This is a genomic window from Brevibacillus fluminis, from assembly GCF_052072235.1.
Taxonomy (GTDB): Bacteria; Bacillota; Bacilli; order Brevibacillales; family Brevibacillaceae; genus Brevibacillus_D; species Brevibacillus_D fluminis_A.
Genome location: NZ_CM125436.1, coordinates 2,101,991 through 2,114,944 on the forward strand (window position 1 = coordinate 2,101,991; position 12,954 = coordinate 2,114,944).

20 protein-coding genes are annotated in these 12,954 nt (G+C 53.3%); 13 read left to right on the forward strand and 7 right to left on the reverse strand.

Annotated elements, in window-relative coordinates; genetic code table 11:
* The first annotated feature begins 17 nt into the window (after window positions 1–17).
* The 10 genes from lgt to ACTID9_RS10400 all read left to right on the forward strand — a co-directional run bounded on the left by lgt (window position 18) and on the right by ACTID9_RS10400 (window position 5,810).
* Window positions 18–821 carry a prolipoprotein diacylglyceryl transferase gene (lgt, locus tag ACTID9_RS10355; RefSeq protein WP_441071171.1) on the forward strand — a complete coding sequence of 268 codons (804 nt, stop codon included), beginning with the start codon at window positions 18–20 and terminating at the stop codon, window positions 819–821.
* A gap of 165 nt (window positions 822–986) precedes the next feature.
* A complete protein-coding gene (locus ACTID9_RS10360) occupies window positions 987–1,127 on the forward strand; it encodes a hypothetical protein (RefSeq protein ID WP_441072770.1) in 141 nt (46 codons plus the stop codon).
* Window positions 1,128–1,326: 199 nt separating this feature from the next.
* Complete coding sequence (locus ACTID9_RS10365; RefSeq protein ID WP_441071172.1) at window positions 1,327–1,650, forward strand: rhodanese-like domain-containing protein; 324 nt, start codon at window positions 1,327–1,329, stop codon at window positions 1,648–1,650.
* A gap of 12 nt (window positions 1,651–1,662) precedes the next feature.
* Complete coding sequence (locus ACTID9_RS10370) at window positions 1,663–2,241, forward strand: sulfurtransferase TusA family protein (protein WP_441071173.1); 579 nt, start codon at window positions 1,663–1,665, stop codon at window positions 2,239–2,241.
* A gap of 28 nt (window positions 2,242–2,269) precedes the next feature.
* Window positions 2,270–3,418 carry an MBL fold metallo-hydrolase gene (locus ACTID9_RS10375; RefSeq protein WP_441071174.1) on the forward strand — a complete coding sequence of 383 codons (1,149 nt, stop codon included), beginning with the start codon at window positions 2,270–2,272 and terminating at the stop codon, window positions 3,416–3,418.
* Between the two features lie 13 nt (window positions 3,419–3,431).
* Entirely contained in the window at window positions 3,432–3,659 is a 228-nt protein-coding gene (locus ACTID9_RS10380; protein ID WP_441071175.1) for a sulfurtransferase TusA family protein, read from the forward strand.
* A 54-nt stretch (window positions 3,660–3,713) separates the two neighbouring features.
* Complete coding sequence (locus tag ACTID9_RS10385; RefSeq protein WP_441071176.1) at window positions 3,714–4,505, forward strand: sulfite exporter TauE/SafE family protein; 792 nt, start codon at window positions 3,714–3,716, stop codon at window positions 4,503–4,505.
* A 99-nt stretch (window positions 4,506–4,604) separates the two neighbouring features.
* The gene (locus ACTID9_RS10390) at window positions 4,605–5,087 is read left to right on the forward strand and encodes a DsrE/DsrF/DrsH-like family protein (RefSeq protein WP_441071177.1); all 483 of its coding nucleotides are present in this window, start codon (window positions 4,605–4,607) and stop codon (window positions 5,085–5,087) included.
* Window positions 5,088–5,144: 57 nt separating this feature from the next.
* Window positions 5,145–5,411 carry a metal-sensitive transcriptional regulator gene (locus ACTID9_RS10395; RefSeq protein WP_441071178.1) on the forward strand — a complete coding sequence of 89 codons (267 nt, stop codon included), beginning with the start codon at window positions 5,145–5,147 and terminating at the stop codon, window positions 5,409–5,411.
* Window positions 5,412–5,432: 21 nt separating this feature from the next.
* Complete coding sequence (locus ACTID9_RS10400) at window positions 5,433–5,810, forward strand: rhodanese-like domain-containing protein (RefSeq protein ID WP_441071179.1); 378 nt, start codon at window positions 5,433–5,435, stop codon at window positions 5,808–5,810.
* Between the two features lie 36 nt (window positions 5,811–5,846).
* Here the strand turns inward: ACTID9_RS10400 and ACTID9_RS10405 are convergent, their stop codons facing one another.
* The 7 genes from ACTID9_RS10405 to ACTID9_RS10435 form a co-directional block, all read right to left on the reverse strand.
* Window positions 5,847–6,161, reverse strand: a complete 315-nt coding sequence (locus tag ACTID9_RS10405; RefSeq protein ID WP_441071180.1) for a hypothetical protein — start codon at window positions 6,159–6,161, stop codon at window positions 5,847–5,849.
* A gap of 467 nt (window positions 6,162–6,628) precedes the next feature.
* On the reverse strand, window positions 6,629–7,345 hold the full coding sequence (locus ACTID9_RS10410) for a pentapeptide repeat-containing protein (protein ID WP_441071181.1): 717 nt from the start codon (window positions 7,343–7,345) through the stop codon (window positions 6,629–6,631).
* A gap of 18 nt (window positions 7,346–7,363) precedes the next feature.
* The gene (locus ACTID9_RS10415) at window positions 7,364–7,693 is read right to left on the reverse strand and encodes a PadR family transcriptional regulator (RefSeq protein WP_441071182.1); all 330 of its coding nucleotides are present in this window, start codon (window positions 7,691–7,693) and stop codon (window positions 7,364–7,366) included.
* A gap of 210 nt (window positions 7,694–7,903) precedes the next feature.
* On the reverse strand, window positions 7,904–8,350 hold the full coding sequence (locus ACTID9_RS10420; RefSeq protein ID WP_441071183.1) for an aminoacyl-tRNA deacylase: 447 nt from the start codon (window positions 8,348–8,350) through the stop codon (window positions 7,904–7,906).
* A 104-nt stretch (window positions 8,351–8,454) separates the two neighbouring features.
* Entirely contained in the window at window positions 8,455–9,039 is a 585-nt protein-coding gene (locus ACTID9_RS10425; RefSeq protein WP_441071184.1) for an HD domain-containing protein, read from the reverse strand.
* The gene (locus ACTID9_RS10430) at window positions 9,036–9,515 is read right to left on the reverse strand and encodes a DMT family transporter (RefSeq protein ID WP_441071185.1); all 480 of its coding nucleotides are present in this window, start codon (window positions 9,513–9,515) and stop codon (window positions 9,036–9,038) included. Before ACTID9_RS10430 ends, ACTID9_RS10425 begins: the two co-directional genes overlap by 4 nt.
* Before the next feature lie 12 nt (window positions 9,516–9,527).
* A complete protein-coding gene (locus ACTID9_RS10435) occupies window positions 9,528–9,950 on the reverse strand; it encodes a DMT family transporter (protein WP_441071186.1) in 423 nt (140 codons plus the stop codon).
* Between the two features lie 107 nt (window positions 9,951–10,057).
* Between ACTID9_RS10435 and ACTID9_RS10440 the strand changes: the two genes are divergently transcribed.
* From ACTID9_RS10440 to ACTID9_RS10450, 3 genes are all read left to right on the forward strand, one after another.
* The gene (locus ACTID9_RS10440; protein WP_441071187.1) at window positions 10,058–10,735 is read left to right on the forward strand and encodes a cyclic nucleotide-binding domain-containing protein; all 678 of its coding nucleotides are present in this window, start codon (window positions 10,058–10,060) and stop codon (window positions 10,733–10,735) included.
* Between the two features lie 28 nt (window positions 10,736–10,763).
* Entirely contained in the window at window positions 10,764–11,630 is an 867-nt protein-coding gene (locus ACTID9_RS10445; protein ID WP_441071188.1) for a LysR family transcriptional regulator, read from the forward strand.
* A 195-nt stretch (window positions 11,631–11,825) separates the two neighbouring features.
* Window positions 11,826–12,935: a mandelate racemase/muconate lactonizing enzyme family protein gene (locus tag ACTID9_RS10450; protein ID WP_441071189.1), complete on the forward strand. Its 1,110-nt coding sequence runs from the start codon at window positions 11,826–11,828 to the stop codon at window positions 12,933–12,935.
* Window positions 12,936–12,954: the final 19 nt, after the last annotated feature.

Below are 12,954 nucleotides of genomic sequence, written 5' to 3' on the forward strand. Positions count from 1 at the left end.
AATCATACAGTTAGGAAGTGACGGTTTTGCACCAATATCTCGGTTTCATCGGCTCCTTCCCGATCCGCTCGTATTCCCTGTTGTTCATGCTCGCCATTTTGCTCGGAATCGGTGTGACGGTCACATTGGCCAAGCTTCAGAAAAAGGACGAGCTTGCCGGCCATCTGCTGAATCTGGCCGTTCCGATGATCATCGGCGCGATCATCGGCTCGCGGTTTTGGGCGGTTTTTTTGTTCGACTGGGCGTATTATTCGCAGCACCCGGAAGAAATCATCGCGGTGTGGCATGGCGGCCTTTCCATACAGGGTGGGGTAGTCGGAGCGATTTTGGTGGGCATCTGGTATGTCCGCAAGCACAACATTTCGTTCTGGGAGCTGGCTGACTTGTGTGCGCCCGGACTGATTCTCGGCCAAAGCATCGGGCGGGACGCCAACTTGATGAACGGCGACGCGTTCGGCGATCCAACCGGCGGGAACTGGGGAATTTTGTATCCGGAAGGGACGAATGCCCGCGCGACGTTCGGCGATCAGCCGCTCTTTCCGGCGGAAGTGTGGGAGGGGCAGATGGATGTGGTGATTTTTGCGATCCTGATGCTTTTGCTGCAAAAACGGTTGACCCGCGGTTTTATGTTCCTCATTTACAACGTGCTGTACAACCTGGGTCGCTTTTTTCTGGAAATGCTGCGCGGCGACTCGCACCGCTTTTTGTTCCATTGGACGACTGCGCAATGGACATCCGTCATTTCGATTCTCCTGTCGGTCGGAATCGGCTGGTATTTGCACATGAAACAAAAACAGACGACAGCGGAAAGCCCGGCGTAAGCGAAATGCCGGACAAGCAAATCTCCATCTGCAAGCGGATGGGGTTTTTTTGTGCAACCGCGGCTTAAGCCAAAAGGATGCCGTAGCCAGGCTTTCTAATATGACACATGCTGACATGTTAACAATCTATAATCAGTGGTAGATCAATGAAAGGAGTCATTGCATATGAAACCGTTAGAGGGAAAAGTTGCATTGGTGGCAGGTGCAACACGCGGCGCCGGGGACGGCTCGCAGCCGGACTGCTGGCGCTACATCGTCGAGGTGCAAGATGCAGGCAAACCAGCAAATGCTGCCGGTTACCGTTGATCTGTCCCGAGACTTGCCGATTGGTTGGCATGCAAACCGGCAGCAGACGAAGACGTACGACTTGCGTCCGGGTCTGCTGCTGGTTTTTTTACGAAATACAACAATCCGACAGAAACGTTGACAAACGAAAAGAACGAGCATATTATAATACCCATAGGGGTATATGTATAAAACATCCCGCACAAAGGAGTGACGCACAATGAGCAAAGCGTGGCACGATATTTCTCCGCAAGAGGTTGAAAAACGACTGGCACACAAAAAAGAAGATTTGATGTTGATCGATGTGCGCAATCCGGATGAATTCAGCGCAGGGCATATCGCGCAAGCACAGCTGCTGCCGCTGCCGATTTTGCCGATCCGGTTGCATGAAATCCCGAAAGACAAAACGGTCGTGTTCATTTGCCGCAGTGGCGGAAGGAGCGCACAAGCTTGCGAGTATGCGGCCAATCTCGGGTATGAGCACGTATTCAACATGACGGGCGGCATGCTGAACTGGCAAGGCGAGCTTGCACACAACAAATGAGGGGGAAGCGAAATGGGAGCACATGGAAGCATTGCTGTTGATCTGACGCTCGATTGCAAAGGGCTTGCCTGCCCGATGCCGATCGTGAAAACAAAGAAGGCGATGGAACAAATCCAGCCGGGCCAAGTCGTAGAAGTTCAGGCGACCGACCGTGGGTCGTTAGCGGATATGAAAGGGTGGGCGAACACGACCGGCCACCATTACTTGGGGACGCGCGAAGTGGGAGAGGTGCTCTACCACTATTTGCGGAAGGCGAACCCTGTGGAAGTGAAAGAGGAGGCGGCTTTTCCCCATACGATTTCAAACGATGAGCTGCTTGCGAGGATGAACCAGCCATCGATTGCGATCCTTGATGTGCGCGAGCCGGCGGAATACGCGTTCGGCCACATTCCCGGCGCTGTCTCCATACCGCTGGGGGTATTGTTGGAACGATTGTCCGAATGGAAACCGAATGAAGAGCTGTATGTGATTTGCCGGTCTGGCACACGGAGCGATCTCGCCTGCAGGCTCCTCGCCGAAAACGGATTTACCCAAGTGAAAAACGTCGTGCCGGGCATGGCAGAATGGACAGGGCCAATCGAGCAGGCGTGACAAAAGCAAAAAAAGGAGGACAAAAACCATGACAACACATGAAACCTTGAAGGCAATGACCCCGCATGAACTTGCGCAAATCGTCATTCGCGAAGAAGAACTGTTCATTCTCGACGTCCGCAACCAAAGCGATTTTCAAGAGTGGAAAATCGAAGGCAAAGGCATCGAGATCATCAATATCCCGTATTTTGATTTGATGGACGGAGTTGAATCCGCGCTCGAACAGCTTCCGAACGGGAAAAAGGTGCTGGTCGTCTGCGCGAAAGAAGGTTCCTCCATCTTCGTCGCGGAACAACTGATCGAGGCAGGAATGCGTGACGTCTTTTATTTGCAAGGCGGAATGAAGGCGTGGAGCGAGCATCTGGAGCCAGTGAAGGTGGCGGATTTGCATGACGGCGGAGCGCTCTACCAATTCGTTCGGCTGGGCAAAGGGTGCCTGTCCTATATGATCCTGTCCGGAGGGGAGGCCGCGATCGTGGATACGGCGCGCATGACAGACACCTATGAAGCGTTTGCTTTGGCAAATCACGCCGCGATTACGCATACGGTCGACACGCATCTTCACGCTGACCATATCTCCGGCGGGAAAAAGCTGGCTGACAAGACAGGGGCGACGTACTGGCTTCCGGAAAAGGATGCGGCAGAAGTGCAATTCGCCTATGAACCGTTGGCAGACGGGAAAGAGATCACGGTTGGCACAACAAAAATCGCCATGCTGCCGGTATACTCCCCGGGGCATACCATCGGCAGCACATCGCTGATCGTGGATGGCAAATATTTTCTCACGGGCGACATCCTGTTTGTCGAATCGATCGGACGTCCGGACCTGGCAGGTCTTGCGGAAGACTGGGCAGGCGATTTGCGCGACACGCTTTACCATCGCTACAAAGAGCTGTCCCCAGACCTGATCGTCCTGCCAGCCCATTTCGGCAGCATCACGGAGCTTGGCGAAGGCGGACTGGTGTCGGCGCGACTGGGTGATCTTTTTGCCAAAAATCAAGGCCTGCAGATTGCTGACGAAGGCGAGTTTCGCCGCATCGTATCGGAAAACTTGCCGCCGCAGCCGCGCTCGTATCAAGAAATTCGCCAAACCAACATGGGAAAACTGCGTCCAGACGAAGAGGAACAGCGTGAGATGGAAATCGGTCCAAACCGCTGTGCCGTACACGAATCCTAAGGAGGAAAAAACGATGAAAGCAGATATTACGGTTGATACAAAAGGAATGGCATGCCCGATGCCGATCGTGAAAGCGAAAAAAGCATTGGATGGCCTGCAAGCGGGCCAGACGATGGAGGTGCTTTCCACCGATAAAGGGTCGCTGAACGACTTTCAGGCATGGGTGAAGCAAACGAACAATGAGCTGGTGCAAACTGAAGTGGAAAACGGCGTCTACAAATTCCTGGTGAAAAAAGGCTGAGAAAGCGGTCATGGTCAGCTGGAGCACGGCTGCTTTTGACCGGATGGAGGGCGTATGGACCTGTATGTTGCCGTCGTCATGGCTGGCATTGGCCTTGTCGGCTCTTTCTTCTCGGGATTGTTCGGAATCGGCGGCGCGATCATCGCGTATCCTCTGTTGCTGTTTGTCCCGAACGCGCTTGGCATCGCGCACTATAGCGGGCAGGAGGTTTCGACGATTTCGATGTTTCAGGTGTTCTTTGCATCGCTGGCGGGGATTTTCACCTATCGCGGGCAGAACAAAAAAGGCGGACAGCTGATCAACAAAAGTGTAGTCGCGAATATGGGAATGAGCATCCTGATCGGCAGCGCTGCCGGGGGCGTGCTTTCTGCCTATCTCTCAGGCGAGGCCATTACCTACGTGTATGGCGGCTTGGCAGTATTGGCCGTGATCCTCATGCTGGGGAAAAAGGCGGAGGGCGAAAGCGAAGAACAACATTCGTTTTCCTATAACCGTCCGCTGGCTGCCGCGCTTTCGTTTGGTGTCGGCATCGTCTCGGGGATCGTGGGGGCAGGAGGCGCATTCATCCTGATTCCGATCATGCTGTCGATCTTAAAAATTCCGACCCGTGTGGCAATTGCCTCGTCACTGGCGATCGTGTTCCTCTCCTCAATCGGCGGCGTTGCAGGCAAGCTCGCGTTCGGGTCTGTCCCGCTCGCAGCGACGATTTTCACGGTCGCAGGCAGCCTGATTGGCGCACCGCTCGGCAGTCTGGTCAGCGCCAGGGTAACGACCACGTTTTTGCGGTACGGCCTGCTCGTGTTACTGACGGGGACGGCGATCAAAATCTGGATGGGAATGCTGTAAAGCAAGCCGATGTCCAAGCAGAAGGGACGAGGCATTTATTTTGGCTAAATTTCATACCTATACAGGTATATGTAAAAGTTGATAAGGGGGACAGCAAGTATGGAAAACCAGAAAGAAAAAACGACGATCGTGCTGTTCAGCGGCGATCTGGATAAAGCGATCGCAGCGTACATCATTGCCAACGGTGCAGCGGCCTATGATCATGAAGTCACCATTTTTCACACGTTCTGGGGGCTGAACGTCATGCGCAAGGACGCACAGGTCCCGGTAAAAAAAGGACTGCTGGAAAAGGCGTTCGGGTGGATGATGCCGCGTGGGGCCAATCGATTGGGACTGTCCAAGATGAACATGCTCGGGATGGGGCCGGAGATGATCAAGCATGTGATGAAAAAGCACAATGCATTGTCGCTGCCGCAGCTGATCGAGCTTGCACAGGAGCAGGGCGTGAAGCTGGTCGCCTGTACGATGACGATGGACCTGCTCGGGCTCAAGCAGGAGGAGTTGCTCGATGGCCTGGAATATGCAGGCGTCGCCGCGTATTTGGGCGATGCGACACAAGCGAAGGTGAACCTCTTCATCTAAACCGTCCCTTATTCGTGTATACTATACCTGTACATGTATACGTTGGGGGGAAGCGAAATGGATTACCAGTACGGTGAAGATATCAAGCGTCGGCTGCTGCGCATCGAAGGTCAGGTGCGCGGCGTGCTGAAGATGATGGAGGAGCAGCGGAACTGCAAGGAAGTCGTCGCGCAGCTGACGGCGATCCGCAATGCTTCGGATAAAGCGATCGCCCAGATTGTCGCGGAAAATTTGCAGCGCTGCCTGCTGGAAGAACAGGCGAGCGGAAAAGACACGGGAGCGATTGTGCGGGAAGCCGTCGATTTGCTGGTGAAAAGCCGCTAAAGATGAAGGGGGATTGCCAGCATGGACATTTCAACTTGGGTGTCGATCGCGCTGTATGTGCTGCTCGGCTGGTTTTTGTACACGCGGTTCGCGCCTGTAAAAGGGCTGCAAAACTTGACTGCTGCGCAGTTTGGGGAGCGTCTGCGCAGCGCGGTCGTGATTGATGTGAGGGAAGCGAACGAATTTCGGTCGGGTCACATCCCGCATGCGATTCATATCCCGCTCGGTCAGCTTGACAGGCGGATCGGCGAAATTCCCAAGCAAAAGGAAGTCCTTTTGTATTGCCGAAGCGGCATGAGAAGCAAGCAGGCGGCGAAAGTGCTGAAAAAGCATGGCTTTGCCCATATCGCTCATTTGCAGGGCGGCATTTTAGCCTGGAATGGCAGTCTGCAGAAATAACCCCTTTCACGAAGGGGTTATTTCTGTGTCAAACTCCTACTTCAAGTCAATGATGTTCATCGAGGCAATGTGTCGCTGTGTCTCGGGCGTCCCGTTTTGATAAAGCAGCGTATACACTTGCTGGAGCAATTTGTCATACGTATCATTTTCTTCATCGAAATGATAGGGAACGGCGACGACATGTGCGCGCCAGAAGGAGTGGTAATCGGCCGCGTTCATTTGCTGGAATAGATCGCGCAACAATTTCAGTTCGAAATCGGTTGCCTCGATTTCCAGCTCATAAGCAGCATCGCCCTGATTTTCCATGATCGTTCCGGCTTGAACAGAGACGTAATATCGTTTTTTGGTCATGGCTCCCCCTGAAAAAAATTAATAAAGTGCGGCCCACAAGATCCAGCCGCCTGCCAAAAGAAGTAAGGCGACGATGTAAAACACGGCAGCGGTATTGCCCATGATGCGATGTTTGGACATCGAGCTGCCGACCGACATGTCCCTCTCCCTGTTTTCTTGTTTTTTACCGTACCAAAGGGTGGCGATAAAGCCTAAAATACAAATGATGGAACCAATCGTCAGAAGCATGGGCATCAAGCTAATCGTTGCTCACTCCCTAAAATGCTTTTAACAGTAGTTTGCCACGATAGAAGTGACCTATGCGTGCACTTCGGCCGCGTACGATCAAACAAAAGAAAAAAGCGTCGGCACATCATGCGTGCAGACGCTTTTTTGCTAGCAGACCGTTTCGGCGAACCCGCCCCACAATCCGTTTGTTTTGCGTTGCTTCCACTGTTTTCACCGCTTTCGTCGTTACATACATTCGTTTAGACGACCGTCACTTTGCTTACATCCGCTTTGTAGCCTTTGAGAATGGCGTAGGTGGCTTTATCCATGACGGCACCGTCAAAAATCGCTTTTTTCACATCGGTTTTAAACGAGACATTGTGGAAGACGGCATTGCGGAAGGAAGTCCCTTTCAATCCGGCGGAAGAGAAGTCCGTTCCGTTGAACGTCAAATTGTCCATGCACACGCCTGACAAATCGGAGCTGTGGAAGTCGACATGGTCCAGCCGGCAGTTGGCGAAGCTGGCGCCGCGGAGATTGGATCGGATGATTTTGGCTCCGGTCAGGTTGGCGTTGTCGAATTTGACGCGATCGAGATTGCTGCTTTTGAAGGAGCTGTGCGACAGGTCGGAATGGCTGAAGTCCGAATCTTGCAGATTGCAGTAATTGAACTTGCCGTCGTGCACTTCAATCGACCGCAGATCGGATTTTTGCAAATTGCTCATGGAGAAGTTCATCCCGACGATTTTTTGCAGCTTGCGCGTATTGGTACTGATGCCTTCGATCAAATCGGAAATTTCCCCGATGGAGGCAATCGTCCGCGCAAAGGCGGTCTCGTCGTCCAGGCCTGTCGCTTTCAAGTCATCGAAACGCTCCTGCAAATTGGCGGAAAGCTCCTCTTTCAGCTCACTAATCGGCCCGATCGGCTCATATTGCGCAAAAATACCTTCCAGATAGTTTTGGATTCTCACGTTCATTGTTCCCTCCACCTTTCGTTACAATAGTACATCCAAAATCTTTTTTGCATGCTCCCAGTTGTGTTTGTTCGTTGTGTAGGTTTGCCGCCCTTTTTCCGTGATGCGGTAATATTTCCGGCGGCCGCCTTGCGTCTCGTCTCCCCAATAGGAGACGATGTTTTCTTCCTGTTCCAGCCGTTTGAGGCTCGAATACATCGTCGCTTCCTTTAGCTCATACTCTCCGTTGGAGGAGGAATGGATGAGCTTTGCGATTTCGTAGCCGTATTTGTCGCCTTGACCGAGCAATTTCAAAATCATGGTATCGGTATGACCCCTGAGCAAGTCGGAAGTGATCTTGCTTTCCATCATATCCCTCACCTCCTGAGTTATAATGTACACTATATTACTATGTCTGTCAAAGTAATGTTTTCGTCATTGTTATTTTTGGGCATGGAGCATGACGGAATGGAATATGTGGAAGTCGGGGAGGAACGCGTCGGCGTTTTGCTCCGCTAGAGACAAGAATGAACAAGACCGCCTTTGTGTGAAAAAGGCGGTCTTTCGTTGGTAGCATGTCGATCAGTCGAGGTAGGCCACCACGCGGTTCAGCTGCTCCAAGGCTTCCGGGTGCAGCTTGAGCGTGGAGGCGGGATGGCCTGTCCCGCCATAAACGCTTGAAAAGCGAAATAATGCTCGATCGAGGATACAGGGAAGCTCCAACCCTACCAAGGGGACGCTGCCGACGCGATAGCCGGTAATCCGCAAGACGTCCCTGGGCGGGGCGAGCTTCACCTGTGCAACGCCCAGGATGGCCGCGATCTCCTCCAACCGCACGCGTCCGCGCGCCCCCGATACGATCAGCGCGACATAACCGTTGTCTGTGGCCAAAATCAAGGTAGGAGCGGTCTGGCCCAGTTCAATGCCCAAATAATCCGCTCCTTCCTGTGCCGTCCGAAGATGTTCAGGGTGGGAGAGGATGTCATGCGGAATCTGTTTTTCTTGCAAAAGCGATTGGATTGGTTCCATAAGCGATCGATCTCCTTTTGAAAACAAGCACCCGCGCCTGTGATGGAAAAGGGAAGCGTTGTCCGGAGCGGTGCTGCTCGCGGTTTTGGCGATTGTCGTTTTTTCTATCCCTGCCCGTGTTCGCGTGCGCGCGCCATCGTTTCCTGATCGATCAGCTCGCGCAGCGAGGCGATCAGCGGATCAAACTGCGCCGCAGCCCGGCCATAGTCCAAATTGAACACATAATCAAAGCCGCTCGGGTTCTTCCCCTGGTTATGTTGAAGAATCGTTTCCATCTTGTCCAGCGCTTTGGCGAGCTTCGCTTCTTTTGTCTCGGCGGCGTTATACTCGTGCCACAGCGCGAGCAATTTTTGCCGGGTGGAAGAAGCGAGCGGCTGGGACAGGGTAGTGATGGCAGCCTCTTCCTTCCGCTCCTTTTCCGCCTTGTCGACGGGGATCGTGGCGGATACATCGCCATCGTAGCATTCGCCAAGGTCATGGATGAGGCACATGCGCAACACTTTGTCGCAGTCGACATCGGGAAAGTAATCCTCAAGAATGAGGGCGAACATGGTGAGCCGCCATGAATGCTCGGCGATGCTTTCGCGCCGCGCCTTGCCGGTCCATGCCGTCCGCTGCTGGTCCTTCAATCGCTCCAGCTCTTTGATGAACGAAAGGATATGGTGTTTTTCGCTTTCAGTCGGTTTCATGCTCGCACGTTGAACTCCTTTTTGTAATCTGCAGATGTTGCCGCAGCTTTTTGGTCGATGACAAAATTATACAACATGCCGGAAAGGATCAGGAGACCGCCGACAATTTTTCCTGCCGTGATCGGATGCCCTACGGCATAGTCGATGAGCATGCTCGCAAACAGCTGGCCGACGAACATGAGCAGTGTCGAATAGATGGCAGGGATGGTCGGAATGACGATGTTGGACAAGGCGACGATCAGGACGCCGACCGCGCCGCCAAGATACGCCCAAAACGGGATGCTTCCCCATGGGATGCCTGCGAACGCCAATCCATCGCCTGCAGCAAAAAGCATCACCGCAGAACCGGCCAAGCCTACGAGATAATTGATCCAGGTGCCTTGCAGCACCCCGATTCTGCGCGCAAGATGCGAATTGATGATCATGGAAAAAATGATGAGCACACCGATGATGAGTGCCAAAATGATGTACAGCATGCGTTCTCCTTTCTAAAACAGGGCCATCGCGGCGATGCCCGCGCAAACCAGGCCCATTCCGACGAGCTTGGAGCGGGTAAATGCGACACGCTTCATCCCGAATAAGCCGAAATGGTCGATGATGCCGGACGCGACCGACCGTCCGAGCAAACCGAGCGATGCGGTCAGGGCTACGCCGAGGTGAGCAAAGCAGATGTTGTTGAACAGCACCATAAAGATGCCGATTGCGCCTGCGGAATAAAGGTACAAAGGAATGCCTTTGCCTATCGTCAGCCGTGTCCGCTTGATGATCAGAAGCAGGCTGATGGTGATAAGCCCGACGGCATGAATGATGAGAAGCGATGGCGTATCGCCTGTGCGGCCAGCCAAAATCGCATTGAAGGCGAGCATGACCGCGATGAAAACGCCGATTGCGGAAGCATAGACTTTGTTCATGTAATCCTCCTTCTCATGATATAGTTATGACACTACCACGTCCGCGCGGGTAACGATGATGACAGATGTCACAGGACAACCTCGGCAGCAAAAAGGGGCAAGGGTTCATGCAAAAAGTAATGGATACGGGGAAAATCCGGCATGCGATCGAGACGTATGGGCTTGATCAGATTTTGACAGCCGGGACTATGGCGCACATCGAGCTGTTCCGCTTCGGCAGGCATGAGCATTTGTGCAAAGCGGAGGAGCAGCTGGACTATTTGCTTTTTTTGATCGAAGGCAAAGCGAAAGTCTACATGCCCCAGAAAAACGGGAAAGCGCTGCTGCTGCAGTTTTATAAACCGCTTAAAGTGATTGGCGACATTGAGTTCATGACGATGGATCATGCCAATTCCAACATTCAGGCGATCGAGGAGACGTATTGTCTGGCAGTCCCGATGGAGGTTATTCGCAAATGTCAGCTGGATGATCCGGCGTTTCTGCGTTACATGTGCGCAAGCTTGGGGGACAAGTTGTTTCGGCTGTCCAAATACAGCTCGCAAAATTTGCTTTATCCGCTGGAAAACAGGGTCGCCAGCTACATTCTCGCACATGAGGAAAGCGGCTGTGCGGGCAGCATGCACAGCATGACAGAAGTTGCCGAGCTGCTCGGAACCAGCTATCGCCACCTGCTGCGCACGTTCACGAATTTGTGCAAGCAGGGCGCGATTGTCAAAATGCGGGACCGTTTCGAAATCCTCGACAAAGGGCTTTTGCAGGAGCTGGCGCGCGACCTGTATGAATAGAGTGACAACGCTTGGGGGTGCAGCATGAATGGAATTACGCCATTTGAAAACGTTTCATGTCGTGGCCGAGTGTCTCAATTTGACCAAAGCGGCAGACATTTTGAAGTATAGCCAGCCGACAATCAGCTTGCAGATTCAGGCGCTGGAGAAAGAGATCGGCCATACGCTGCTCTCCCGCGTCGGGAAACGGACATTCCTCACGCCGACGGGAAAGCTTTTGAAAAAGCATACGGAAAAGCTGTTTTCCGATCTCGATGAGCTGGAGCAAGATTTAAAGCGGCTGGAAAAGCCGTTCGGCACGCTGACGATCGCGGCGCCTGAATTTTATTGCAGCTATTACTTGTCCCAACTGATCAGCGTCTATCTCGACCTGCATCCGCAAGTGCAGATGAAGATGCTTTGCTACAACAGCAAGGAAACGATCAAGCTGATTGACTCGAACAAGGCGGATATCGGCATTATTGCCGGCACCTGCAATCGATCGGGGATCGAGGAAATCTTGATCGATCAGGAAGATTTGGTGCTGGTAGCGGACTCCGAGGTCGCGAGGGGCAAAACGGCTGTGGAGCTTTTTGCCGAGAAACCGTTCATCACGTATGACATCGAGGGCGTGATCAAAGACTGTCTGGATGAAATCAACTGCAAACCTGTCTCCACGATCGAGTGCGGCAGCGAGGAAGCGATCAAGCGCGCCGTCGTCATGAAAGCGGGGATTGCGCTGATCAGCGACATCCTCATTGAAAAAGAGGTCGAGGAAGGAAGTCTCGTCGTATTGGAGCGGTTCCCCAAACGGCTCTCGACCTACCTCATCTATCCGAAGGACGAGCGCGATTTCAGCACGGTCAGCAGCTTTGTCGATGTGCTGCTGGAAACGTGGCAGACGCTGCGAACCTGAATGCAACAGGCAAGGAGAAACCCGCATGTGCGCAGGGTTTCTTTTTTGTTGGAAAACGCGAATCCCCAAATTTTTTAATGGTTAGCATTGTGGATTCCAATTTTTCATCGCGAAAGAAATGCTCTACGATAAGATAACAGAAAAGTAAAAAAACATGGCCCATTTCACGAAACAGAAACAAAAGGAGTCGTTGTCATGAACATTACCTCGATTGAAATTTTTACCACAAACCTTCCGCTGCATCGCCCATTCATCGTCTCGTATGACACGTATTTCGACTTGCCGAGCATCGTTGTGAAGGTAACAACGGATGAAGGAATTGTTGGGTACGGGGAAGCCGTGCCGGATTCGCATGTGACGGGGGAGACGTCCGCCAGCACGTATGCGATGCTGGAGCATGATTTGGCGCCGGCGCTGATCGGCCAGGACCCGTTCCAGCTGGAGCGCGTGCATGAACGCATGAATGCCATCGTCAAATACGCTCCGTCCGCCAAGGCGGCCCTCGATCTGGCCTGTTATGACATCATCGGCAAAGCGACGGGGCAGCCGGTGTACAAGCTGCTTGGCGGTGCATATCATGAAACGCTTGACGTGCCGTGTGTCATCAGCATTTTGGCGCCGGAGGAAATGGCACGCCAGGCGGCGAAGGCAATCGCAGAGGGGTATACCAACATCAAGATCAAGGTAGGCGGCGATCCAGCGGTGGACGTGCAGCGCATCCGCGCCGTGCGCGATGCGATCGGCTTCGAGGTTCCGCTCCGCGTGGACGCGAACCAGGGCTGGCGCACTGCGGCGACAACGCTGCGCGTGCTCAAGCAGATCGAGGATTGCCGAATCGAATGGATCGAGCAGCCGGTGGTCGCCGATGATATCATTGGCTTGGCCGAAATCCGCCAAAAAACCACGATTCCCGTCATGATCGACGAAGGGCTGCATGGCGACAAGGAGATGCGCGAGGTGATCGTCCGGCAGGCTGCGGATTTGATCAATATCAAGCTGATGAAATGCGGCGGAATTTTTCCTGCATGCAAGCTCGTCGCCCAAGCGGAGCTGGCGGGCATCGGCTGCCAGGTAGGCTCGATGGTCGAATCCGCGATTGCCACCGCAGCAGGGGCACATCTCTCGCTTGCGAAAAAAGCCATCTTTTCCAACGAGATGGTCGGCCCGCTCATGTTTTCCCGCGATTTCGGCAAGCTTACCTATGAAAACCATCAGCTCAAGCTGAGCGATCGCCCGGGGTTGGGCGTCGACGTGGATGAAGCGGTCGTCCGCGAGCTTGCGGTGCGTTCCGTACGGATCAGCTAACCATCCCGAATCAAAAAAC